The sequence below is a fragment of the Nocardia sp. Tas62D01 genome, from assembly GCF_055232035.1.
In genome coordinates, this window is the sequence record NZ_JBUYUZ010000001.1 from 2,564,216 (window position 1) to 2,587,464 (window position 23,249).

Consider the following 23,249-nt stretch of genomic DNA (forward strand, 5'->3'; position numbering starts at 1 on the left):
ACCCAGCCGACAGGCCACAATTGGTCGGCGCAGAGTTCTTCGGCTGTGGGGTGCTCGCGCAAGCGACCCTGTGCGGCTGCCTGCCACGCGTCGCGGATATGCCACTGGATTCGGTGAACATCTCGGCGACGGTCCACTGTCCAGCCCGTATCCCCGTAAGTGCGGCATCTTCTTCTGGAAGCCGACGCCTGCTCACCGCACCGGCCCGCCGCCGCGAAACCCGCACCAAGGCAACGATATTGCTCGACGCCGTCGGTCTGGCCGACCACCACGCCCGTTCAACGACAACCAACACCGAGAACTAGGGCCGCAATCCGAGCAGCGCGTTCTGCTGCTCATGCACCCTGACCCGAATCGCGTCGACCACTGCCGCCACTTCCGGCCTGCGCAGCGTCTCGGTTCGAGTGACGAGCCAGTAGCCGAGCCGGATGGATATCGCGTCGCCGAGCACCCGCACCAGGTCCTCGTGGCGGTCGGCCATGAAGCACGGCAGTAGACCGAGGCCCGCGGCCGCCCGCGTCGCCTCGACGTGCACGAAAACATTGGTCGAAGTCACCGATTCCCGCATTGTCGGCACGAAACTGGAGGCCACATCGAGGTCGTCGACCTGCAGCATGGAATCGATGAAATACACCAGCGAATGCTTCGCCAAATCATCGACGTCCGCCGGAGTTCCGTACTCCCGTAAATAGTCGCGGGCACCGTAGAGACCGAGACAGTAATCGGCCAGGCGAATTGCCTTGGCGCGGTGCACCTGCGGCTGTCCGACCACCACCTCGATATCCAGTCCCGAACGCTGTTGCGACGCGCGCCGGGTCGTCGCGACGATTTCGACGGCGATCTTCGGATGCTGCCGCCGCACCTCGGCGGCCGCCGGCGCGGCCAGGTAGGCGCTGAAGCCGTCGGTGGCCGAAAGCCGGACGACTCCTTCCAGCACCCGCGTGCCGCTCGCGTCGGCGGTGAGCGACTTGACGGCCGACTCGACGGCTTCGGCCGCCTCGAGGGCCTCCCGCCCGAGGTCGGTGAGTTCCCAGCCGCCGGTGGCGCGGGCCAGCACCCGGCCGCCGAGGGCCTGCTCCAGTGCGGCGATCCGTCGCGAGATCGTGGTGTGGTTGATGCCGAGTTCTTCGGCCGCGGACACAAAACGGCCCGACCGGCCGACGGCCAGTAGAACAAGCAGATCGTCCGCGCTGGGGCGGTGGGGTCCCGAAGGGGCCGGGCTCATATCTGCATTCTCGCAGATACCTACTGCATTACTGGTCATTGCGACCGCAGATATCTGCACCAACACTCGTTTTGGCCACGAAATTGTGGGGGCCGTCACATCTGAGGTGCAGATGTGGCCCCGGTCATGAAGGAGAAGTTCGATGAGCGTGCGAAACGCCTTGCGGCCCACGGGTAACGATCCCGGCGGGGTACCGACGGGCCTCAGGAGAGTGGTTGCCGCGTCCATGGCAGGCACGGTCGTCGAATGGTACGAATTCTTCCTCTATGGCACCGCCGCGACGCTGGTTTTCAGCAAGGTGTTCTTCGCGAAGGGCACCAGCGACCTCGACGCGATCCTCGCAGCCTTCATCACCTACGCAGTCGGCTTCGCCGCGCGCCCGCTGGGCGGCATTGTCTTCGGCTACTTCGGCGACCGCTACGGCCGCAAGAAGCTGCTGCAATTCAGCCTGCTGCTGGTGGGCAGCGCGACATTCCTGATGGGCTGTCTGCCGACCTTCGGCCAGGTGGGTTATTGGGCGCCGGCACTGCTGGTCACGCTGCGATTCATCCAGGGTTTCGCGGTGGGCGGCGAATGGGGCGGCGCGGTTCTGCTTGTCGCCGAACACAGTCCGAGTAAGAGTCGCGGCTTCTGGGCGAGTTGGCCGCAGGCAGGCGTTCCGGTGGGCAATATGTTGGCCACGGTCGCGCTGCTGGCCTTGACCTCGACGCTGTCGGACGCTTCATTCCTCAGCTGGGGCTGGCGGGTCGCGTTCTGGCTGTCGGCGGTCGTGGTGCTGGTCGGCTATTACATCCGCACCAAGGTCACCGACGCACCGATTTTCCTCGAGGCACTGCAGCAGGCTGAAAAGATCCGGGCCAGCTCGTTCAGCGTCTTCGAGGTGTTGAAGCGTTATCCCCGTGGGATTTTCACCGCCATGGGACTTCGCTTCGGCGAGAACATCATGTACTACCTCGTTGTCACATTCACCATCACCTATCTCAAGGTGCACGTCGGCACCGATACCAAGGTGATCCTCTGGTGGCTATTGGCCGCGCACGCGGTACACCTCATCGCCATTCCGCTGGCCGGGCGGCTCAGTGACCGGTTCGGCAGGCGGCCGGTCTATTTCGTCGGCGCGATCACCGCGGGAACCTGGGGCTTCTTCGCCTTCCCGATGATGGACAGCGGGCACAACGTGGTCATCTTGTCGGCGATCATTATCGGCCTGGTGTTCCACGCGCTGATGTACGCCGCGCAGCCTGCGATCATGGCGGAAATGTTCCCGACGCGGATGCGGTATTCCGGTGTGTCACTGGGGTATCAGGTCACCTCGATCGTGGCCGGTTCGCTCGCGCCGATCATCGCCGTGCGGCTGCTCGACAGGTTCGGTTCGGCGGTCCCGATTGCGTGGTATCTGGCCGGGGCCGCGGCGATCACCGCAGTCGCGGTGGTCTTCGCCCGTGAAACGAAGGGAGTCACCTTGGAAAGCATCGACATCGCCGATGCCGAAAGCCTCACGGCTGCAGCGCCAACCGCGTCCACCTCGACACGGGCCGAAACTGCGCGCACCATGCCGGGTCCGGCCGAAGCACTAGGAGCGGAACTCAAATGACGGATCTGACCGGACGTTCCGCATTGATCACCGGTGGTGCCAGCGGCATCGGCGCGGCCTGCGCGAGGGAGCTGGCCGCGCGCGGCGCCCATGTCACCATCGCCGATATCGACGACGTCGGCGCGAAGGCGCTGGCCGATGAACTCGGCGGAAAAGCCTGGGCGGTGGACCTCCTCGATGTCGGCGCCCTCGAAGAGCTCGAGCTCGAGGTGGACATCCTGGTGAACAACGCCGGGGTGCAGAGCATCAGCCCGATCGAGGAGTTCGCGCCGGAACAGTTCCGGAAACTGCTCACCCTCATGGTCGAGGCGCCGTTTCTGCTCGTTCGGGCAGCACTTCCGCACATGTATCGGCAGGGGTTCGGGCGGGTCATCAATATTTCCTCGGTGCACGGTTTGCGTGCGTCCGAGTACAAGGTGGCGTATGTGACGGCCAAGCATGGGCTGGAAGGGCTGTCGAAGGTGACCGCCCTGGAGGGCGGCCGTCACGGGGTGACCAGCAATTGCGTCAATCCCGGATACGTTCGAACTCCGTTGGTGGACAAGCAGATTGCCGATCAGGCCAAAGCGCACGGGATCGCCGAACAGGAGGTGCTCGAGCGAGTGCTGCTGACCGAGAGCGCGATCAAACGCCTCGTCGAGCCGGAAGAGGTCGCGGCACTGGTCGGTTGGCTCGCCTCATCGAGTGCGGGCATGGTCACCGGCGCGGCCTACACCATGGACGGCGGGTGGAGCGCGCGGTGAATCCGGCGGGCGTTGCCCACCGGGGTCTTACCCCAGTGCGGACAGCGCCATCCGACGGAGGATCGGGCGGGCACGGGTGGCGGAGGCGGCGGTTGCGCTGTGTGGCGTGGAGTTGATCAGGCCGAAGGCCGCGTGGGCCTGGACGGGAGCGGTTTCCTCCGGGAGGTCCGGATGCAGTTCGCGCAGGACGCCGACCCAGATCTCAACGTACTGCCGCTGGGTGCGGCGGAGTTGGCGTCGGGCGGCGATCGGAACGTTGTCGAGGTCGCGGTCCTGGATCCGAATGAGTTCGGGCTCGCCGAACGCGAAATCGAGGTGGAAGTCGACCAGGCCCGTCAGCGCCTCTTCCGCCGTGCCCGTCCGCGCCACCACCGCCTTGCCGCCGTCGAGCAACCGCTCGCTGACGCCGACGAGCAACTCGACCAGCAGCGCTTCCTTATTGGGGAAGTGGCGGTAGACGGCAGGGCCGCTGATGCCGACGGCCGCGCCGAGATCGTCGAGGCGCATGCCGAGGAAGCCGCGTTCGGCGATGAGGCGGGCGCCCGCGTCCATCAGCTGCCTGCGACGCTCCGCCTTCAGCTGCTCTCTACGTGTCGGTACAACGGAGTCGGTGCTGGTCACACTGGCTCCTTTCACCCGGCCTCGACATCTCAGTTAATCAAGATTAACCTGAATTCCAGTTATCAGCTACTAACTGGATGGCAGGATGGCGTGATGGCGGTTACCGAGTACGCGGTCGACAACCGAGCGGCGCACCAAGCGCTGACCGACGACCTGCGCGAACGGCTGACGACCGCGGCGCTGGGTGGGCCCGCGAAGGCGCGGGAGCGTCATGTCGCCCGCGGCAAGCTACTCCCCCGGCAGCGGGTGGATCAGCTGCTGGATCCAGGCAGCCCGTTCCTGGAGCTGTCGCCGCTGGCCGCCATCGGGATGTACGGCGACGAGTGTCCTGGCGCGGGGATCATCACCGGCATCGGGCGGGTGTCCGGGCGGGAATGCGTGATCGTGGCCAACGACGCCACGGTCAAGGGCGGCACCTATTACCCGATGACGGTGAAGAAGCATCTGCGCGCACAGGAAGTCGCGCTGCAGAATCAGCTGCCGTGTCTGTACCTCGTCGACTCCGGCGGCGCCTTCCTGCCGCATCAGGACGAGGTGTTCCCGGACCGGGAGCATTTCGGGCGGATCTTCTACAACCAGGCGACCATGAGCGCCAAGGCAATTCCGCAGATCGCGGCGGTGCTCGGGTCGTGCACCGCGGGCGGCGCCTACGTGCCGGCGATGAGCGACGAGGCCGTGATCGTGCGCAATCAGGGCACCATCTTCCTCGGTGGGCCGCCGCTGGTGAAGGCGGCGACCGGTGAGGTGGTGACCGCGGAAGAACTCGGCGGCGGCGAATTACATTCGCGCACTTCGGGAGTCACCGATCATCTGGCCGAGGACGATCAGGACGCACTGCGGATCGTGCGCCGCATTGTCGCCACCCTCGGTCCACGTCCGGCGAGCCCGTGGGTAGTACTGCCGACGGTTCCGCCCGCCGCACTGGAATCCGAGCTCTACGACGTGGTGCCCGTCGATCTGCGCATCCCCTACGACGTCCGCGAGGTGATCCATCGGCTCGTCGATGGTGGCATCAACGGAGACAGCGACTTTCACGAGTTCAAAGCCGAGTACGGCAAGACATTGGTCACCGGCTTCGCCCATATCCACGGACATCCGGTGGGCATCGTGGCCAACAACGGCGTGCTGTTCAGCGAATCCGCCATGAAGGGTGCGCATTTCATCGAGCTGTGCGACAAGCGCAAGATTCCGCTGCTGTTCCTGCAGAACATCACCGGGTTCATGGTGGGACGCGATTACGAGGCGGGCGGTATCGCCAAGCACGGCGCCAAGATGGTCACCGCGGTGGCGTGCGCGCGGGTGCCGAAGCTCACCGTGGTGATCGGTGGTTCGTATGGCGCGGGCAACTATTCGATGTGCGGGCGCGCGTATTCGCCGCGCTTCCTGTGGATGTGGCCGAATGCCCGTATCTCGGTGATGGGCGGCGAGCAGGCCGCGTCCGTGCTGTCCACAGTGCGTGGCGATCAGCTCGACAGCAAGGGCCAGCCGTGGTCGGCCGAGGACGAGGAGGCATTCAAGGCGCCGATTCGGGATCAGTACGAGCACCAGGGCAACCCGTACTATTCGACGGCCCGACTCTGGGATGACGGCGTGATCGACCCTGCCGACACCAGAACCTTGCTCGGCCTTGCCCTTTCGGTGTGTGCGCAGGCGCCGCTCGAACCCGTTTCCTACGGCATCTTCCGGATGTGAGCGCGATGCCGAACAAGTCTCATCCCGTCGAATTCGACACCGTCCTCGTCGCCAATCGCGGCGAGATCGCGGTGCGGGTCATTCGCACCTTGCGCGACTTGGGCATTCGTTCCGTCGCGGTGTACAGCGACGCCGATGCCGAGGCCAGGCATGTGCGCGAAGCCGATACGGCCGTGTGGATCGGACCGGCGCCCGCCAGGGAGAGTTATCTCGCCATCGACAAGGTAGTGGCCGCCGCGGTGCGTACCGGAGCGCAGGCGGTGCATCCCGGATACGGATTCCTCTCGGAGAACGCCGCTTTCGCCGCGGCGCTGGCCGAGGCAGGCATTGTCTTCCTCGGGCCGCCCGTGCGGGCGATCGAGATCATGGGCGACAAGATCGCGGCGAAGAACACCGTCTCCGCGTTCGATGTGCCCGTGGTACCCGGTATTGCCCGGCCGGGGCTGACCGACGATGAGCTGATTGCCGCGGCCGTCGATATCGGCTATCCGGTGCTGGTCAAACCGTCGGCGGGCGGTGGCGGCAAGGGCATGCGGTTGGTCGAAACGCCCGAACAACTTCCGGACGCGCTCGCCAGCGCCCGCCGCGAGGCCGGCGCGGCGTTCGGGGACGACACGTTGTTCCTGGAGCGGTTCGTCACGCGTCCGCGACACATCGAGGTGCAGATCCTGGCTGACCAGTTCGGCCACGTGATCCACCTGGGCGAACGGGAATGCAGCCTGCAGCGGCGGCATCAGAAGGTAGTAGAAGAAGCGCCCTCGCCGCTGCTGGACGCGCAGACGCGAGCGCGCATCGGCGCGGCAGCATGCAATACCGCGCGCAGCGTGAACTATGTCGGTGCGGGCACGGTCGAATTCATCGTCTCCGCCGACCGGCCGGACGAGTTCTTCTTCATGGAGATGAATACCCGCCTGCAGGTGGAACATCCGGTCACCGAACTGGTGACCGGCGTCGATCTGGTGGAATGTCAGGTCCGCATCGCGGCCGGGCAGAAGCTCATGGTGGAGCAGGAGGAAATTCGGCTCATCGGGCACGCCATCGAGGCCCGGGTGTATGCCGAGGATCCAGGGCGCGGATTCCTGCCGACCGGCGGGACCGTGCTCGATCTCACCGAGCCCGAAGGTCTTGGCGTGCGGGTGGATTCGGGTTTGCGGATCGGCACCGTGGTCGGCAGCGACTACGACCCGATGCTGTCGAAGGTCATCGCGCACGGCAACGATCGCGCCGCGGCGCTCGCAAAACTCGATCGGGCACTGGCCGATACGGTGCTGCTCGGCGTGACCAGCAATATCGAGTTCCTGCGTTTCCTGCTTGCCGATCCGGATGTGGTTATCGGGAAGCTGGATACCGGACTGCTGGATCGCCGGGTCGCCGATTTCCAGCCCGCTGCCGTCGGCGACGACGAATTCATCGCGGCCGCCACGTATCACTGGCTGCGACGCTGGCCCACCGCCGCGGGCGATCCCTGGGAAGTGCCCTCCGGGTGGCGGATCGGGGTGGCGGCGCCGACACCGATCCGGTTGGCCGGTGGTGATCGCGTGGAACACGTGTACCTGTCGGGCACTCCGGACGCCGCCGTCGTACACGTCGGCGACGGCGAATCCACCACGCTGTCAGCCACTTTCACGGCGGAGAGCACCGAACGCGCCAGGGCCCTCACGTTGACGCTTGCCGGTCTGCGGCGCGAGTACCGGGTCGCCGAGCACGACGGTCAGCTCTGGGTGGCCGGACCCACCGGCGTCGCGGCGCTGCGGGAGTTGGCGGAGGTGAAGGTGCGCGACGGCGGTGCACACGTCGGCGAAGCCGAGATCCTCAGTCCCATGCCAGGTTCGGTGATCGCGGTACCCGTTCGATCCGGTGCCGTGGTCGCAGCCGGTGCACCCGTTGTCGTCGTCGAGGCGATGAAGATGGAGCACTCGCTCACCGCGCCGATCGCCGGGACCGTCGAAATTCTCGTCGAGCCCGGCACCCAGGTGCGGCTGGGTCAGCCGCTCGCGCGCGTCACGGCAGCGCCGTCCCAGGCCGATGCGGCCGCACCCACTGCCACCAATACCGCTGAGCGAGAAGGAACCCCCGCATGACCGACTTCCTGTCCACGGGCACGCTGCCCGAGGACTACCGCGACCTCGCATTAACGGTGCGCGATTTCGCGCAGCAAGTGGTGGCGCCGGTGGCCGCAGAACACGATGCGAACCACACCTTCCCATACAAGGTGATCGCGGGCATGGCCGAGATGGGCCTGTTCGGCCTGCCGTTCTCCGAGGAGTACGGCGGTATGGGCGGCGACTACTTCGCGCTGTGTCTGGCCCTGGAAGAACTGGGCAAGGTTGATCAGAGCGTCGCCATCACCCTGGAGGCCGGTGTCTCGCTGGGCGCGATGCCCATCTACCGCTTCGGCAACGACAAGCAGAAGCAGGAGTGGCTGCCACAGTTGACCAGCGGTCGCGCCCTGGCCGCGTTCGGGCTCACCGAACCCGGCGCGGGCAGCGACGCGGGCGGCACCCGAACCACCGCGACCCTCGACAGCGGTGAGTGGGTCATCAACGGCAGCAAGCAGTTCATCACCAACTCCGGCACCGATATCACCCGGCTGGTGACGGTGACCGCGGTGACCGGGCAGGCGGGCGGCAAGAAGGAGATCTCCACCATCCTGGTGCCCACCGGCACCCCCGGTTTCGTCGCCGAGCCCGCCTACAACAAGGTGGGCTGGAATGCCTCCGACACCCATCCGCTGAGCCTCACCGACGTCCGGGTCCCGGAGGAGAACCTGCTCGGCGAGCGCGGCCGCGGCTACGCGAACTTCCTGCGCATTCTCGACGAGGGCCGCATCGCCATCGCCGCGCTATCGGTCGGTGCGGCGCAGGGCTGCGTCGACGAGAGCGTCCGCTACGCCAAGGACCGCGAGGCGTTCGGCCGCCCTATCGGCCGCAATCAGGCCATCGCGTTCAAGATCGCCAGGATGGAGGCGCGCGCGCATGCCGCACGCACGGCCTACTATGACGCCGCCGCGCTGATGCTGGCGGGCAAGCCGTTCAAGAAGGAAGCCTCGATCGCGAAGCTGGTGGCCAGCGAGGCGGCCATGGACAACGCCCGCGACGCCACCCAGATCTTCGGCGGCTACGGGTTCATGAACGAATACGCTGTCGCCAGGCACTATCGCGACAGCAAAATCCTCGAAATCGGAGAGGGCACAACGGAGGTGCAGTTGATGCTGATCGGACGGGAGCTGGGACTGTGAGTGAATCAGCTGTGAATACCGACGGCCCGCGCCGGGTGGTGCAGACCGGACTGTGGTTCGAGGAGCTCGAGACCGATGTCGTCTACGAGCACCGGCCGGGCCGCACCATGACCGAGACCGACAACGTGCTGTTCAGCATGCTGACCATGAACCCGCAGGGGCTGCACATCGACGCGGCCTACAGCGACGCACAGGAGCCGTTCCATCAGCGCCTGGTCAACTCGCTGTTCACGCTCGGCACCATGGTCGGGTTGGCGGTGGCGCACTTGACACAGGGCACCACCGTCGCCAATCTCGGCTTCACCGAGGTGAACTTCCCTGCGCCGCTGTTCCATGGCGACACCGTGTACGCCGAAACCGTGGTGCTCGACAAGCGGGTGTCGAAGAGCAGGCCCGGAACCGGCATCGTCACCTTCCGTCACACCGCGCGCAATCAGCACGGAGTGATCGTCGGCGTCGCCGTCCGCAACGCCATGATCCGGCTGCGGCCCGAAACCGGGCAGTCATGATCGGGCCGATCTGGTACCCGTCCGGTCCGGCCTGGTTGTTCTGCCCGGCGGATCGGCCCGAGCGCTTCGAAAAGGCCGCCGCGGCAGCCGATGTGGTCATCCTCGACCTCGAGGACGGGGTGGCCGCCGATGACAAGATCGCGGCACGCGAGGCGCTGATCGAATCGCCGCTCGATCCCGAAACCACCGTGGTGCGGGTCAATGCCGTGGGGACCGAGGAGCTCGCGCTCGATCTGGCCGCGCTTGCGAACACCGGGTACCGGCGCATCATGTTGCCCAAATGTGAATCGGCCGAACAGATTACGTCGCTGTCGAACTACGAGGTGATCGCGCTGATCGAATCGCCGCTCGGCGCGCTCGCGGTCGGGCGGGCGGTGATGGCGCGCAATGCGATCGGGGTCATGTGGGGCTCGGAGGATCTCGTTGCCGGACTCGGCGGCAATTCCAGTAGGCACGCCGACGGCAGCTATCGCGATGTGGCGCGGCATGTTCGGTCGAGCACGCTGCTCGCGGCGAAGGCCTACGGCAAGCTCGCGCTGGACTCGGTGTATTTGAACATTCGCGATCTCGACGGCCTGCGGGCGGAATCCCTCGACGCCGTCGCCATCGGGTTCGACATCAAGGTGGCCATCCATCCCAGTCAGGTGCCCGTTATCCGGGAAGCCTATACACCCTCGGCAGACGAGGTGGACTGGGCGCGGCGGGTGCTCGACGAGGTGCCGAAACATCGGGGCGTGTTCGCCTTCGAAGGACGCATGGTCGACGCCCCCGTGCTGCGGCACGCCGAGCACATCGTACGGCGCGCGGACAGTCACAGCTGATTCAGAAGATATAAGCCAGGAGGTACTGCGGTGCAACCACAATGGGTGCCCACCGAACGGGATATCGCCGATGCCAGGATTACCGACTTCGCGCGATTCGTCGAAGGGCGCACCGGTGTGGCCGTACCGGATTACCGCGCGTTGTGGCAGTGGTCGGTGGACGACCTCGCCGGATTCTGGCAGTCGGTGTGGGACTACTTCGAACTCGGCGAGACCGGCGGCGAGGTATTGGCGAGTGCCGAAATGCCGGGCGCGCAATGGTTTCCCGGTACCCGGCTGAACTATGTCGACCAGGTGGTGCGCCGGTTCCGCACCGACCGACCCGCGATCGTGCAGGTGACCGAGGACGGCCCGCTGCGCGAGGTGTCCTGGACCGAATTGATCGACAGCACTGCGGCATTCGCGCGCACCCTGCGCTCGCTCGGGGTACAGGCCGGTGACCGGGTGGCCGGATACCTGCCGAATATCCCCGAAACGATCATCGCCTTCCTGGCCACCGCGAGCATCGGCGCCGTGTGGAGCGCCTGCGGGCAGGACTATTCGTCCAAGGCCGCGCTGGATCGGCTCAGGCAGCTCGAGCCGACCGTACTGGTCACCACCGACGGCTACCGGTTCGGCGGCAAGGCCCATGACAAGCGTGACGACATCGCGGCGCTACAGGCCGGACTCGACACGCTGAAGGCCACTGTTGCCGTCGCTGCGCTGGGGCTCGAGGTTCCGGACACGGTGTCCTGGAGCGAGGCGATCAAGGCCGAGAACGATACCGCCGTCATCGAGACCGAATCGGTCGACTTCGACCATCCGCTGTGGATCGTGTTCTCTTCCGGCACCACCGGACTGCCGAAGGGCATCGTGCACGGTCACGGCGGCGTGGTACTGGAACATCTCAAAGCCGTGGCCCTGCAAGCGGATATCGGATCGGAGGACACCTTCCTCTGGTACACCAGTCCCAGCTGGATGATGTGGAACTTTCAGATCGCTGGGCTGCTGGTCGGCGCGACCATCGTCTGCTACGACGGCAGCCCCACCTATCCGACACCGGATGCGTTGTGGCGCATCGCCGCCGAGGTGCGAGCGACGGTGCTCGGCACCAGCCCCGGTTACGTTCTGGCCTGCATCAAGGCGGGCGCGGTGCCGCGCACCGATCACGATCTGTCCGCACTCCAGCAGGTCGGCATCACGGGTTCCTCGCTGCCACAGTCCTCGGCACTCTGGTTGGGCGACAACGTCGGTGAGCACGTACAGGTCGCCTCGATCAGCGGCGGCACCGATGTGGTCTCCGCCTTCATCGGCGGCGCGCGCACGGTGCCCACCTGGCCGGGTGAACTGTCCGCCCCCTATCTCGGCGTCGCGTTGGATGCCTTCGATACCGCGGGGAATCCGGTTCGGGACGAGGTCGGCGAGCTCGTCATCACCAAGCCCATGCCATCCATGCCGGTGCGCTTCTGGAACGATCCCGACGGAATCCGTTACCGCGAAGCCTATTTCGACATGTTCCCCGGCATCTGGCGCCACGGCGACTGGATCACCATCACCGACCGCGGCAGTGTCGTCGTGCACGGCCGCTCCGACTCCACGCTCAATCGTCACGGCATCCGCATGGGCAGCGCCGACATCTACCAGTCCGTCGAGCGCCTCCCGGAAATCACCGAGGCCCTGGTGATCGGCGCCGAACAGCCCGACGGTGGCTACTGGATGCCGTTGTTTGTAGTCCTCACCCCCGGCACCGAACTCACCGACGACCTGACGACCCGCATCAACACCACCATCCGCACCGAGGTCTCGCCACGCCACGTCCCCGATGAAATCGTGGTCGCCCCCGGTATTCCACACACCCGCACCGGCAAGAAGCTCGAGGTCCCGATCAAGAAGCTCTTCCAGGGCGCCGACCCCGCTCGCGTCGTAGAACGCAGCGCCGTCGACGACCCCGACCTCCTCGATTGGTACGCGGCAGTACGTCCGAAGTAAGGCGGCTCAGCCGTTCGGACGGTCGTCGATGATCTTCGGCATGCCGAGGGCGGGGGTCATCAGTTCCGACTCGATCCGTTCGACCTCCGCCATATCCCGCAATACCTTGTCGAACCAGGCCGACATGTCCCCGCCGGACTCTTCGTGCGCCTTGCGAATCAGGTAAGCCGTTGCGGTCGGGCCCAATTCCACTGTCACCGTGCTCTTCATGACATGAATCTACGTGGCCCGCCGCGACCTGGGGAAATCACGAGAGCGGCCAGGTCGTTACGATGTTCACATGAGTGTCGACAATCGCCGTACGGCGCGCAAGGCGGTCAGCGGCGACTCGGCACCGCGGGAGATTCGGCGTCGGCCAAAGAACCGGCGGGCTCAGATCGCGGCGGCATCGGCTGCCGCGTTCGGTGCGCTCGGCTACCACGGCGTCAGTATGGACGATATCGCCTCGGGGCTCGGGATCAGTTCAGCGGCGCTGTACCGCCACTATCCGAGCAAGTACGCGCTGTTCCGGGAGGAATTGCTGCGGGTGGGCAAGGCCATGACGGAGTCGGTCGAGCTGCCCGAGGTGGCGGCGGACTGGACGGCCGAGCACCGGCTGGGTCACGTGCTCGATTCGCTGATCGGGGTGACCATCGAGAATCGCGCCACCGTCACGCTGGTGCGCTGGGAGGTGCGCTATCTCGAGCCTGAGGATCAGGAGGTCCTCAACGAGCAGCAGTTGACTGTGGTGCGCGCGCTCGGTGATCAGCTCGCCGCGCTGCGGCCCGCGCGCGGCGAGAACGACGTACGGGTGTTGCGCGCCGCCATGCTGAGCGCGATCACCAGTATCGCCGACCACCACGCCACATTGCCAACGAAACCCCTTGTCCGCCTGCTGAATTCGGCCAGTCTAGCGATCAGCGAGGCAGACCTTCCCCCAGCGCAAGCCGTGACGGAACCGGTATCGGTGGAGATTCCGGATTCGTTCAAACATGAACTGCTGCTGCGCAAGGCCGTCGAGCTCTTCCACGATCGCGGCTATCCGAATGTCAGCGTCGAGGAGATCGCCACTGCCGCAGGGCTTTCCGCCGCCTCGGCGGTGTATCGCTTCTATCGGGGCAAGAGCGATCTGCTTGCCGCCGCGTTTCGGCGTGCCGCCGAGCGGGTTTCGGGCGCGATCGGTCCGGCAGTCGCGGCCGCGGTCGACGCCGAGGCGGCCCTCACCACGCTGATCGAACAGTATGTCGACGGTTCGTTTGCCGAGCGCGCGCTGACCTTCGTGTACTACACGGAGTTCCAGCATATTCCGGCCGAGGAGCGGGCGGTACTGCGCAATATCCAGCGGCTCAGCGTCGAAGAGTGGGCGCGGCTGCTGCGGGAGGTGCGCCCGGAGCTGTCCCCCGCCGAGGCCAGGTTCCTGATCCATGCCGCGTTCGCCCTGGTTGTCGACCTGGGCCGGTCCTTCGGCACCGAGCCGATCGCCTCGCCCGGGCGGGTGCGCCTGCTGATGCAGCTGGTGCTCTTCGGACGTCCCGCCCGGTCCTGATTCCGACCGAGCGCCAAGGCGGCGGTCGCTGCACAACCCATCGCAAGCCTCGCATCGCGTCATTCCGGCCAGCCCTTGATGTTACCGTAAATGCTGCCAGTGTCTGAGACAATGAACCGGCAGAACGCGTTTCGGCGGCCATCGGACCCGCCATCGCCGCCTCCGACAGCCCCGAACAGGCGCTCACCACGCTCATCGAGCTGTACGTTCACGCAAAGATGTTTATGTAGATTCTATCTGGCAGGCAATGGGCAGAGGGCATGACTCAACATGCCGACCATGTCGAGTAGGGACTCGGGTGCCTGGGTGAACGTGTAGGTGATCGCGCGCCCGTCCGGCGTGGCGCCGGAGATGGTGCGGAATCCGTAGATGCCGCCGGTGTGCCCGACATACTCTGCGCCACAGGGCAAGTGGGTGTAGCCGATGCCGAGCCCGTAGTCCATGCCGATGTCCGGTCCCCTCGGCACGCCCGTGCGCATCTCCCGCAACTGGGCGGCGGGCACCACCCGTCCCGCCAGCAGCGCCGAGTAGAAGCGATTCAGATCCGAGCCGGTGGCGACCATCCCGCCCGCCGACCACGGCACCGACGGTTCGATCCGCGACACGTCGGTGACCACGCCGTCGACGGTGGCGTAGCCCTTCGGGTGCGGCCCGCGGATATCCCGCTCGCCGGTGCCCGGTAGGTAGGTGTCCCCGAGCGACAACGGTTTCAGGATCCGTCGGTCCAGCTCATCGGCGTACTTCGCGCCTGTCACTCGCTCGACGAGCATGCCCGCGACGATGTAGTTGGTATTGCTGTACCCCCATCGCGTGCCCGGTGCGAATACCGCGGGCCGCTGCAGTGCGATCGAGATCTCCTGCTCGGGCGTCATCGTGCGGTTCTCCAACACCGCCTTGTACTCGTTGATTCGCGGGTCCAGGGTCAGCTCCGGTAGACCGCTTTGGTGACGCAGGATTTGGCGCACGGTAATCGCGTGGCCATCGATTCCGTCGCCCACCAGCAGGCCGGGCAGGTAGGTGTCGATCGGCTCGTCGAGCCGAATCTTGCCCTCCCCCACCAGTTGCAGCACCACCGAGCTGGTGAACGACTTGCTGATGCTGCCGACCCGCACCTGCTGCGGCGGATCAGCGGGAATCGGCGCACGGGTGCCGCGATCGGCGACCCCACTGGTCAGCACGACGGTCTTGCCGTTCTCGGTGACTGTCGCGATCGCCCCCGCCACACCGGATTCCACCATGCGGTCGATGTCGGCCTGCACCACTTGCTTTCGGTTGTCGGACACCCCCGGCGCCGTAGGTTTCGGGCCCGACGAGCACCCGGCGAGCAGGGCAACCACGGCTGTGGCCACAACGATCGGAAGACGGCGCATACCTGAAGGCTATGAGCCGCCGCGGCGCATCGGGGCTCGACCCCGGGATTCACCTGATCTTCGCATCGGTCACGAGGATGACTTCGCGTCCGACCGCGCTCCAGCTCTTGCAGTTCGATATGACGAACGCAGCGACGTCTACCGGCGGCGCCGCAGCTGCGCTTCCACATCGATGGCGCGCTTACAGTGACACCCTGCGGCGCTAGTTCTTGGGCGAGTCCCAATGACCAGCCGTGTAATGCCGCCTTTGGCCGCACCGTAGGGGCCGGGACCGCGCAGACCGCGATCGAACTGACCGAAACGATCCGGCCGCCGGGACGCGCCAGATGCGGGGCCAGCGCTTCGGTCAGCAGCACGGCGGTGATCACGTTCAGCCGGAACGAGCCGTCGTAGGCCGCGGCGACGCTCGCGAGTCCGTTCGTGCGCTATGCGGGGTTCCCGCTCGAGCAGATCGGAAGCGAGCGCGAATGTCGATCAGAGCGCGTAGCCGTCGGCGCGGGTGTCGGGGACGATGCGGCCCGCGGCGACCAGGGCGCGGAAGGCCGCGCCCTTGGTCGGGCAGGCTTCCGCACGGCAGGCGCGATGCTGTTGCATCATGCGGTGCGCTTGGTCGACGGTGAAAGGGGCAGCCGGGGCGTGGTGTTCGCGGGCGCCGCAGTCGCGCGGCAGGCACGAGCCGACGATGCCGATCAACGACACCAGCGCGCCGCATCCGCCGAGCATGCTCAGCAGGGGGCCCATCGGTTCACTTCTCGCCGGCTCGCCGGAAGCAGTAGGCCGAGGACACTAGATATTGGCTGCAGCGGGCCCCGTGGCCGGCGTGGACGGTGAGAATGAACCGGGCCCTTTCGTAGGTGAGCCCCACCGGCTCTTGTGCGCAATCGCGGCTGTGGACCAGCCACAATTCCCGGATATCCGTATGCAGTATGTCCATCGTTCACCTCCACGAAAAGTAAATGCGCCCGGCACCGGCAGGCGCCGTCGGAACCCGCGCTCGACTCGGCTGGATCGGACCGAGTCGGGACCGTGCGCCGAGTACCGTAACGCCGGCGCCCCCGAAAGGGTTTGGGGCACAAGCCCGGTGCCGGGTGCTGTTCCAGCGTGCGCGTTGCGATTCGGCGTATAACAGTCCTGAAAGCAGTAAATGCGAGTAATTTCCGATTGAATCAACCTGGTGCGAGGGAGTCGGGACCTATGGTTGAGGTCGACTGGACGGGCGACGACGTCCGTGCGCTTCGTGCGGCGATGAAGCGAAGCCGCTATGAGTTCGCGCGCCTAGTGGGTGTCACCCCGCGCACCGTGGTCTTGTGGGAAAACGGCCGGACAACCCGGATGCATGCCGCAAGCAGGCGACTACTCGATGGGGCACTGTCGCAGGCCGATTCGGTCGTTGTCGCGCGATTCGAGCGAACGATCACGGTAGACCGGGTCGCGGCCCGCGAAACCGAAGATACGAGCACGGCGCTCGTTCGGAACATCAAGCTCGGTAGGGACATCGGGCTCGACAAGGAAGTCGAGGATGACGACGTGAGACGGCGAGAATTATTGGCCTACATGGGCGCTGGCCTAGCGGGCCGGGCTGCGGACCTGGTGGCGAACGAGCCCGAGAAGATGCTGGCAACCCTCGATGCAGGGTCGATCGGCGAGCGCAGGCTCGGTCTGCTCGAGCAGTCGACCGACACGCTCGGCGCCCGGGTGGTACAGGTGCCGCCGCACGAGTTGCTGCACACCTCGCTCGACCAATTCCGCACCGTGCGTGGCTGTCTCGCCGAACGGCAGGCCACCCACCACCAGATCCGGCTGGTCCGCACGGCGGGCCGACTCGCCAATGTCGTCGGTGAAATCCTCTTCAACGAAGGGCATTTCGGCGAGGCCCGACTGTGGTATACCACCGCTATTCACGCCGCTCAAGACATCGGCGACCGCTATTCCGAAGACATCGCATTGGCCGGTCTGACATATTTACCGACCTATAGCGATAAACCGAAGGAAGTTTTACACCTGCTCGCCCCGCGCCTCGCAGAAAATCCGGGGCACGGTCCTGCGGTCGCTTGGCTGTGGGGAATGGCAGCGCGTGCGCACGCAAGCCTCGGCGACGCTACCCAATTCGCTTATTGCATAGATAAATCATCCGCAGCACTCGACGGCATCGCCCCCGCGGACCTTCCGGTCGGCATCTTTTCTTTCCGACCCGAAAAACTCGCGTTTTATCAAGCCGTCGGCTACTCCCGCCTCGGCCGCGCCGAGGAAACCGAACGGGCCGCCGCCCGCGCCATGTCGCTGTACGACCCACAGGAGACCATGGAGCCTGCGCTGGTGCAGTTCGAGCACGCCACCGCGCTGCTCGGCTCGGGCGAGGTGGACGAGGCGTGCTCGGTTGCCACCCAGGCGATTACGAACGGCCACACCTATGTCGGCCTCACAGTCACCAAGCGCGCCAAGCAATTCGAAGCGTCGCTGGCCGCCATGCGCGGCCGCGCCGTATCGGATTGGCACCAACAGGCCCGAATCGTCTACGACGCGGCGCAGACGTAGCGCATACCGGCCAGGGCCGCGTCACACGCGGCTGCGCGTGCCTCGCTGTCGCTGGCCTCGCATCACGCCGGCCAGCCAGACGTCGATCTGACGCGACGGCCTGACGGCCGGTTCGGCGAAGAAAGCACGGGCGGTACCCGTTTCGACGGCATCGGCGATATAGGCCGACACCGAACGGGCGTGGCCCGCCGCCACGGCGTATTCGGCGGCTGCGACCAGTCCCTCGGGAAGGGTCAAGGTAATTCGGCGGGTTGTCATGCCTTATATCATCCTCGGTTCGGATGACTGCGCACGCAAGACCCTGTTGATCGGTGTGTTTCCAGTCTGGCCGGGGCGCTCAGACGACGCCACAAATGTGACCTACTTGTCTTTCACTTCACGCTGTGAGGTATTCGGCTGCGTGCTCGGCGATCATCACCGTCGTAGCCTGCGGACCGCGGCTCAGCAACACTGGAACGATCGACAGATCCACCACCGATAGTCCGGTTACTCCGTACACCCTGCACAGTTCGTCCACCACCGCGCGCTCGTCGCCGGCGTGACCCATCCGGCAGGTACCGGACAGGTGTTGCGAGGTCGCCAGATTCGCCCGCAACCACATATCGGTGGCCGGGCCCGCGGAATCCGGCATCGGATTCGAAACTCGCGCCGCCGGTATACGGTGCAGCAATTCGGTCGCAGTCGCGGCCGCCTCCCGCAAGCGGTTCCGGTCACGCTCGGCCGACAGGTAGCGGTGATCGATGCGCGGTGCCGCGGCGGGATCGGCCGAACGCAGCCGCAGGACCCCTTCGGCCTGCGGCCGCATCAGCGCAACCCCGAGCCGATACGTCTGCGGCGTGAACGACACGGTGTACGGACGGATTTCGATTTCGTCGAGGCTCAGCACATATTCCAGCGGAAGGGTGTCCGGTGTGGGCAGTGCCGGATCGAGCCGGTATTCGACGCCGATCTCGGGATGGTCCCCGAAGCAGGCTCCGACCGGGGCTGGGTGCAGCACGGGAATATCGAGCGCCCGAAGGTGCTCGGCGTTGCCGATGCCGGAGCGCAGCAGCAGTGCCGCCGATTCGATTGCGCCCGCGCATAAAACAATCCGATCGGCCCACATCGTCGCAAGCTCGCCATCGCGCAGATAGTCCACCCCGACGGCGCGGGCGCCACGGAATCTGATGCGGGTCACCTGTATTCCGCCGACCGCGGTGAGATTGGACCGTGACAGCGCGGGCAACAGGTACGCCGATCCGGTGCTGACGCGCATACCGTTCTCGACATTGCACGGCACCGGGCCGACCCCCTCGGACGGTTCCGAGCCTGGCAACCCATTCAGGTCGGCAATCGCGGCGATGCCCGCCGTGGCACACGCCGCGGCGAATTCGACGCTCAGCGGTACCGGAGCGGCGGTCCGCCGCACCGGCATCGGGCCGCCGCGGCCGTGTCCGGGCCGATCACCGAAATCGTGGTCGCGCTCCAGTCGCCGGTAGACCGGCAGCACCGAGTCGAAGCTCCAGGCCGTCGATGCGCCGAGCTCGCGACTCCAGGCCGCGAAGTCCGCCGCGGTGGCACGCACGAAGTAGCTGCCATTGATCGCCCCGGAGCCGCCGATCACCCTGCCGCGCACAATGTCTCCCGCGATGTCGTTGCCCGCGCCATCGGCGGCGAGGGTGACCGGATAGGTCCGCAGCCAGGGCAACTCGGGACCGATCGGCATATGCGCGGGGTCCAACAGTGCGGTGGGGATCTCTGCCGCGGTGGCCCACACCGGGCCCGCCTCCAGCAGGCGCACGGAGTGGTCCGGGTTCTCGCTCAGCCGGGCCGCGAGCACACAGCCCGCCGTGCCACCACCGACGATCAGAGTGTCCACCATTTACTTCAACTTCAGCGCGTTCGACAACAGAGCATCAGCGGTTCGATTCAGTTGGACGGCGTAGTGGGTTTGAGCGCTTCCAGACTGCGCGCGCGAAACGCGCCGAGCCACAGCCCGGTTCCGTAGGCGATGTCATCCATCCGCTTGTAGGCCACATAGCGGAACGGATCGAGCCCGCCGGCATCGCGATGGGTGAACCAGTCGGCAAGGCCGTCGGCGACGGCCATGGTCACCGCGACGCGCCGAATCCGCCCCGACGCCAGCATGGCCAGCATGGTGACCGGCCAATAGTGCCGACACATCGCCGAAGCCAAACGCCATAGACCCGCGAAGAATCCGCGCGACAGGTAGATGGCGGCAATGCGCGTCGGGTTGTCCAGTTCCGCGAAGACCCTGCGTAGCCGGACCAGCGCGGTGACGAGGGTGATCAGTCCGCCGAACAGCCCCCACTTCGACAGCGTGGCGAACAGCATGGCGGCAACCACCGTCCAGGACGGCACCGACAGCGGCGACACCATTCCGGAGTGCCGCTCGCCCAGTGAGGCGGCCCCGGTGCCGTAGAACAGCTTTCGACCGAACCAAGAGCGGAACGAAATTCGATGATCGTGCGCCACATGCGCGGCGGGCTCGTAGCGCAGCCGCCAGCCCGCCTCCTCCAGCCGCCAGCACAGATCGACGTCCTCGGCCACCTGCATCGACTCGTCGAAGCCACCCTCGGCCAGCAGGGCCCTGCGGCGCACCAGCAGCGCCGCGCTCGGCACGTAGGACACCAGCCCGCGCGATTGCACGGCCGACTCACGGCGACCGAGGTCGAGCGAGGAGCGGGTGTGTTCGTAGCGGGCCAGCGCGTTCGACTCCGGGTCCAGCGCGACGATCCGCGGGGCGACCAGCGCGACCTCCGGATCGCTGAAGTGCCCGAGCATCACTTCGAGCCAGCCACTGCGCGGCACCACGTCGGAGTCCAGGAAGGCGACGAAGTCGGTTGTCGCGGCCCGTAATCCGGCATTGCGCGCGGCCGCGGGGCCTTGCTTGTGGTCGTGGCGCAGCACGGTCACCCGGCATCGGGTGCCCCGATTGCTCGGGATCCGCACCGGCTGGTCGGAACCGTCGTCGACGACGATGACGTTGTGGCCGCGCAGCACCGCGAGCAGCCGGACAAGTCCGTCGGCGTTGTTGTGCAGCGGGACGATCACGGTCACGTCTTCGGGTGACGGCAACAGCCGGGGACGCGGATTACCGACTCCGGCGTCGAGCAGCCGTCTGGCAACGACGGCGGACTTCGGGCCGGTGACCTCCAGGTACCCGCCGCCGATCATTTCGGCGGCCTCCGGGGCAAGTCGCAGCAACCGGGCTGGCGAACCCCCGATCAGGATGCGGCCCCCGGAGTATGCGCGTACCCGTGGATCGATCCGCACCCCGAATCCGTCGGGCAGGCGATCATGGCGCATTCCTGGCATCCTAGGCGGAGATTCGCGCACAAGCATCATCCACGCGGAAAAAAGGACAGATATTCCGCGCGAATCCGTCGGCACCAACCCGAAATTCCCGTCACCGAGTGTTCGCGGAAAGGTCGCTGGCGACCCGGCGCGAACACCCAGCAACAGAAGGGCAATCATTGGCTCGCTGATCGACATCCACCGCCTAGCACACCAATAGAGCATCTCTGGCTAACAATTCGCTATCACGCCAGTGGACTCTCGTCGCAGGCGCGCGACGGGCGTCGTTCCGGCGTGACGGCGGGTCGAGATACCGTCAGCGTGAGCGGAATCGGGCCGGACTTGCGCGAACCCGGCTTGCGGGCGGGCGTCCGCCGGGAGTGGTCGACCGCCGAGCGCGGGATCATCCGCCCGGTGTCGGCCAGTGCCGCCTCGCCGTAGCCCTGCACGCACTCCGGGTCCGGTCCATCGGCGGGCAGTCCGGTGAAGAACTTCGCCGCCATGCAGCCACCGCGGCAGGAGTCGTAATGCGCACAGCTCGAGCACGCGCCGCCACCGCTCGGCTCGCGCAGCTCCGCGAACAGCTCCGATTCCAGCCACACGTTGCGGAAACCGCTGTCCGCCACCACATTTCCGGCGCGAAACCGATCGTGGATGGCGAACGGGCAGGCGTACACGTCACCCAGCGGGTCGACCAGGCACACGACCCGGCCCGCGCCGCACATGTTCAGGCCGGGCAGCGCCGAGCCGAACGCGGACAGGTGGAAGAACGAGTCGCCGGTGAGCACGCCGTCACCATTGCGGACCAGCCAGTCGTAGAGCACCCGCTGCTGCTCCGGCAGCGGATGCAGCTCGTCCCACACGTCCGCGCCGCGTCCCGAGGGCCGCAGCCTGGTCAATCGCAATGTGGCGCCGTACTTTTCGGCGATCGCCTTGAATTCGTCGAGCTGGGCAATGTTGTGGCGGGTCGCCACCACCGACAGCTTCGCGTCCTTGAACCCGGCCGCCGCCAGGTTCTCCAGCGCCCGGATCGCCATGTCGTAGGAACCCGGACCGCGCACGGCGTCGTTGACCGCCGCGTCGGCGCCGTCCAGCGAAATCTGTACGTCCACATAGTCACTGGCGGCCAGTCGCGCCGCGACCTCGGGCGTAATGCGAACTCCGTTGGTGGAGAACTTCACTCCGACGTGATGTGCGGTCGCATAGTCGACCAGCTCCCAGAAGTCGTGTCGCACAGTGGGTTCGCCGCCGCCGATGTTCACGTAGAACACCTGCATGCGCTCGAACTCGTCGATCAGCGCTTTGCACTGTTCGGTGCTCAGCTCGCGCGGATCGCGGCGGCCCGAGGAGGACAGGCAGTGCACGCAGGACAGGTTGCAGGCGTAGGTCAGCTCCCAGGTGAGACAGATCGGGGCGGCCAGACCGGTTTCGAATCGGTCGATCAGGCGCACGCCGCCGGCGGACGGCGGGACCACCCCCGCATCCGACCGGTCGGCGTGCGCCTCCGGCACACCAAGTGCGCTGTCCGCCGCCACAGCGGCGCTGCGTGATGATGCCACCTGAGCGATCCCCGATGCGGCACGGGTCCCGCTCGGCGCAGCGGGGCCGATCATGTCGGAATCAGCCAGCTGAGCCAGCGCCCGAACGTACGGTCCGGCAACGTCATCCGACAGGCCCGCCGCCCGCAGCGCGGTGCGCGCCGAGGCGTGCGCGGGCAGCGACCGCACGATCTCGAGGATCTGTGGACTCTTCAGGAAGGAGAGCTTGCGCGTGCCGAAGTGGTAGAGCAGCGCGCCGAATGACTCCGGCCGCAGCGCAACCCGCGGATGCAGCTCCCATCGGGTATCGAGATCGAGCATGGTCGCTGCGCCTATCAGTAGACGCCGCACATGCCGTCGATGGAGACCTCTTCGATGAGGGTCTCCTCGATCAGCGGGGCTTCCTCTGTCGACCGCTCCTGGACCGAAGCAATCGGTCCGGTGCTGTCGGTATCGGTGTGCCCGAGCGATCCGTATTCCGGCATGCCTACCTCCGAGATGACGATCGGTGTCCGCGACTACCTGATGTAGCCGCGCCCACACAATAACGTCATGCACTGACAAAATGGAACA

Annotated in this window: 22 protein-coding genes and 2 pseudogenes; 11 read left to right on the forward strand and 13 right to left on the reverse strand. The window is 66.2% G+C overall.

Annotated elements, in window-relative coordinates:
- Positions 1-20 precede the first annotated feature (20 nt).
- Positions 21-305: a hypothetical protein gene (locus ACV7NQ_RS12475; protein ID WP_463359783.1), complete on the forward strand. Its 285-nt coding sequence runs from the start codon at positions 21-23 to the stop codon at positions 303-305.
- Here the strand turns inward: ACV7NQ_RS12475 and ACV7NQ_RS12480 are convergent.
- The gene (locus ACV7NQ_RS12480; RefSeq protein ID WP_463359784.1) at positions 302-1,225 is read right to left on the reverse strand and encodes a LysR family transcriptional regulator; all 924 of its coding nucleotides are present in this window, start codon (positions 1,223-1,225) and stop codon (positions 302-304) included. The genes ACV7NQ_RS12475 and ACV7NQ_RS12480 overlap by 4 nt on opposite strands.
- 142 nt (positions 1,226-1,367) lie before the next feature.
- Between ACV7NQ_RS12480 and ACV7NQ_RS12485 the strand changes: the two genes are divergently transcribed.
- Positions 1,368-2,819, forward strand: coding sequence for an MFS transporter (locus ACV7NQ_RS12485; protein WP_463359785.1), 1,452 nt, complete (start codon positions 1,368-1,370; stop codon positions 2,817-2,819).
- Positions 2,816-3,562: a 3-hydroxybutyrate dehydrogenase gene (locus ACV7NQ_RS12490; protein ID WP_463359786.1), complete on the forward strand. Its 747-nt coding sequence runs from the start codon at positions 2,816-2,818 to the stop codon at positions 3,560-3,562. Before ACV7NQ_RS12485 ends, ACV7NQ_RS12490 begins: the two co-directional genes overlap by 4 nt.
- 27 nt (positions 3,563-3,589) lie before the next feature.
- Here ACV7NQ_RS12490 and ACV7NQ_RS12495 read toward each other — a convergent pair whose 3' ends face one another.
- Positions 3,590-4,183: an SACE_7040 family transcriptional regulator gene (locus ACV7NQ_RS12495; protein WP_463359787.1), complete on the reverse strand. Its 594-nt coding sequence runs from the start codon at positions 4,181-4,183 to the stop codon at positions 3,590-3,592.
- 93 nt (positions 4,184-4,276) lie between these two features.
- On the opposite strand from ACV7NQ_RS12495, the gene ACV7NQ_RS12500 reads away from it, so the two are divergent.
- Genes ACV7NQ_RS12500 through ACV7NQ_RS12525 form a run of 6 tightly spaced genes read left to right on the forward strand, consistent with a single transcriptional unit; the run spans position 4,277 to position 12,411 of the window.
- Positions 4,277-5,875: a carboxyl transferase domain-containing protein gene (locus ACV7NQ_RS12500; protein WP_463359788.1), complete on the forward strand. Its 1,599-nt coding sequence runs from the start codon at positions 4,277-4,279 to the stop codon at positions 5,873-5,875.
- A gap of 5 nt (positions 5,876-5,880) precedes the next feature.
- On the forward strand, positions 5,881-7,956 hold the full coding sequence (locus ACV7NQ_RS12505; RefSeq protein WP_463359789.1) for an acetyl/propionyl/methylcrotonyl-CoA carboxylase subunit alpha: 2,076 nt from the start codon (positions 5,881-5,883) through the stop codon (positions 7,954-7,956).
- Positions 7,953-9,113, forward strand: coding sequence for an acyl-CoA dehydrogenase family protein (locus tag ACV7NQ_RS12510; protein WP_463359790.1), 1,161 nt, complete (start codon positions 7,953-7,955; stop codon positions 9,111-9,113). Before ACV7NQ_RS12505 ends, ACV7NQ_RS12510 begins: the two co-directional genes overlap by 4 nt.
- Complete coding sequence (locus ACV7NQ_RS12515) at positions 9,110-9,622, forward strand: MaoC family dehydratase (RefSeq protein WP_463359791.1); 513 nt, start codon at positions 9,110-9,112, stop codon at positions 9,620-9,622. The genes ACV7NQ_RS12510 and ACV7NQ_RS12515 overlap by 4 nt, the downstream gene beginning before the upstream one ends.
- Positions 9,619-10,443: an HpcH/HpaI aldolase/citrate lyase family protein gene (locus ACV7NQ_RS12520; protein ID WP_463359792.1), complete on the forward strand. Its 825-nt coding sequence runs from the start codon at positions 9,619-9,621 to the stop codon at positions 10,441-10,443. The genes ACV7NQ_RS12515 and ACV7NQ_RS12520 overlap by 4 nt, the downstream gene beginning before the upstream one ends.
- 30 nt (positions 10,444-10,473) lie before the next feature.
- Complete coding sequence (locus tag ACV7NQ_RS12525; protein WP_463359793.1) at positions 10,474-12,411, forward strand: acetoacetate--CoA ligase; 1,938 nt, start codon at positions 10,474-10,476, stop codon at positions 12,409-12,411.
- Between the two features lie 6 nt (positions 12,412-12,417).
- Here the strand turns inward: ACV7NQ_RS12525 and ACV7NQ_RS12530 are convergent, their stop codons facing one another.
- On the reverse strand, positions 12,418-12,609 hold the full coding sequence (locus tag ACV7NQ_RS12530; protein WP_463359794.1) for a hypothetical protein: 192 nt from the start codon (positions 12,607-12,609) through the stop codon (positions 12,418-12,420).
- A gap of 82 nt (positions 12,610-12,691) precedes the next feature.
- On the opposite strand from ACV7NQ_RS12530, the gene ACV7NQ_RS12535 reads away from it, so the two are divergent.
- The gene (locus ACV7NQ_RS12535; protein WP_463359795.1) at positions 12,692-13,936 is read left to right on the forward strand and encodes a TetR/AcrR family transcriptional regulator; all 1,245 of its coding nucleotides are present in this window, start codon (positions 12,692-12,694) and stop codon (positions 13,934-13,936) included.
- 233 nt (positions 13,937-14,169) lie between these two features.
- On the opposite strand, the gene ACV7NQ_RS12540 is transcribed toward ACV7NQ_RS12535, so the two are convergent.
- From ACV7NQ_RS12540 to ACV7NQ_RS12555, 4 genes and pseudogenes are all read right to left on the reverse strand, one after another.
- A complete protein-coding gene (locus ACV7NQ_RS12540; protein ID WP_463359796.1) occupies positions 14,170-15,219 on the reverse strand; it encodes a serine hydrolase domain-containing protein in 1,050 nt (349 codons plus the stop codon).
- Positions 15,108-15,689, reverse strand: a pseudogene (locus tag ACV7NQ_RS12545) (SDR family NAD(P)-dependent oxidoreductase); the annotation flags it as partial. The gene ACV7NQ_RS12540 and the pseudogene ACV7NQ_RS12545, both read right to left, overlap by 112 nt.
- A gap of 91 nt (positions 15,690-15,780) precedes the next feature.
- Positions 15,781-16,047 carry a hypothetical protein gene (locus ACV7NQ_RS12550; protein ID WP_463359797.1) on the reverse strand — a complete coding sequence of 89 codons (267 nt, stop codon included), beginning with the start codon at positions 16,045-16,047 and terminating at the stop codon, positions 15,781-15,783.
- 4 nt (positions 16,048-16,051) lie between these two features.
- Positions 16,052-16,240, reverse strand: a complete 189-nt coding sequence (locus tag ACV7NQ_RS12555; protein ID WP_463359798.1) for a hypothetical protein — start codon at positions 16,238-16,240, stop codon at positions 16,052-16,054.
- A gap of 260 nt (positions 16,241-16,500) precedes the next feature.
- On the opposite strand from ACV7NQ_RS12555, the gene ACV7NQ_RS12560 reads away from it, so the two are divergent.
- Positions 16,501-17,841 (forward strand): helix-turn-helix domain-containing protein, encoded by a 1,341-nt coding sequence (locus ACV7NQ_RS12560; protein ID WP_463359799.1) that lies wholly within the window; start codon positions 16,501-16,503, stop codon positions 17,839-17,841.
- A gap of 21 nt (positions 17,842-17,862) precedes the next feature.
- Here the strand turns inward: ACV7NQ_RS12560 and ACV7NQ_RS12565 are convergent, their stop codons facing one another.
- The 6 genes and pseudogenes from ACV7NQ_RS12565 to mftA all read right to left on the reverse strand — a co-directional run bounded on the left by ACV7NQ_RS12565 (position 17,863) and on the right by mftA (position 23,110).
- Positions 17,863-18,099, reverse strand: a complete 237-nt coding sequence (locus tag ACV7NQ_RS12565; RefSeq protein WP_463359800.1) for a hypothetical protein — start codon at positions 18,097-18,099, stop codon at positions 17,863-17,865.
- A gap of 118 nt (positions 18,100-18,217) precedes the next feature.
- On the reverse strand, positions 18,218-19,702 hold the full coding sequence (gene mftG / locus ACV7NQ_RS12570; RefSeq protein WP_463359801.1) for a mycofactocin dehydrogenase MftG: 1,485 nt from the start codon (positions 19,700-19,702) through the stop codon (positions 18,218-18,220).
- A gap of 47 nt (positions 19,703-19,749) precedes the next feature.
- Entirely contained in the window at positions 19,750-21,150 is a 1,401-nt protein-coding gene (gene mftF / locus ACV7NQ_RS12575) for a mycofactocin biosynthesis glycosyltransferase MftF (protein WP_463359802.1), read from the reverse strand.
- Positions 21,151-21,383: 233 nt separating this feature from the next.
- Positions 21,384-22,613, reverse strand: a complete 1,230-nt coding sequence (mftC, locus tag ACV7NQ_RS12580) for a mycofactocin radical SAM maturase (protein WP_463365642.1) — start codon at positions 22,611-22,613, stop codon at positions 21,384-21,386.
- 189 nt (positions 22,614-22,802) lie between these two features.
- Positions 22,803-22,997, reverse strand: a pseudogene (mftB, locus tag ACV7NQ_RS12585) (mycofactocin biosynthesis chaperone MftB); the annotation flags it as partial.
- A 14-nt stretch (positions 22,998-23,011) separates the two neighbouring features.
- Complete coding sequence (mftA, locus tag ACV7NQ_RS12590; protein ID WP_463365643.1) at positions 23,012-23,110, reverse strand: mycofactocin precursor MftA; 99 nt, start codon at positions 23,108-23,110, stop codon at positions 23,012-23,014.
- Between the last annotated feature and the right edge of the window lie 139 nt (positions 23,111-23,249).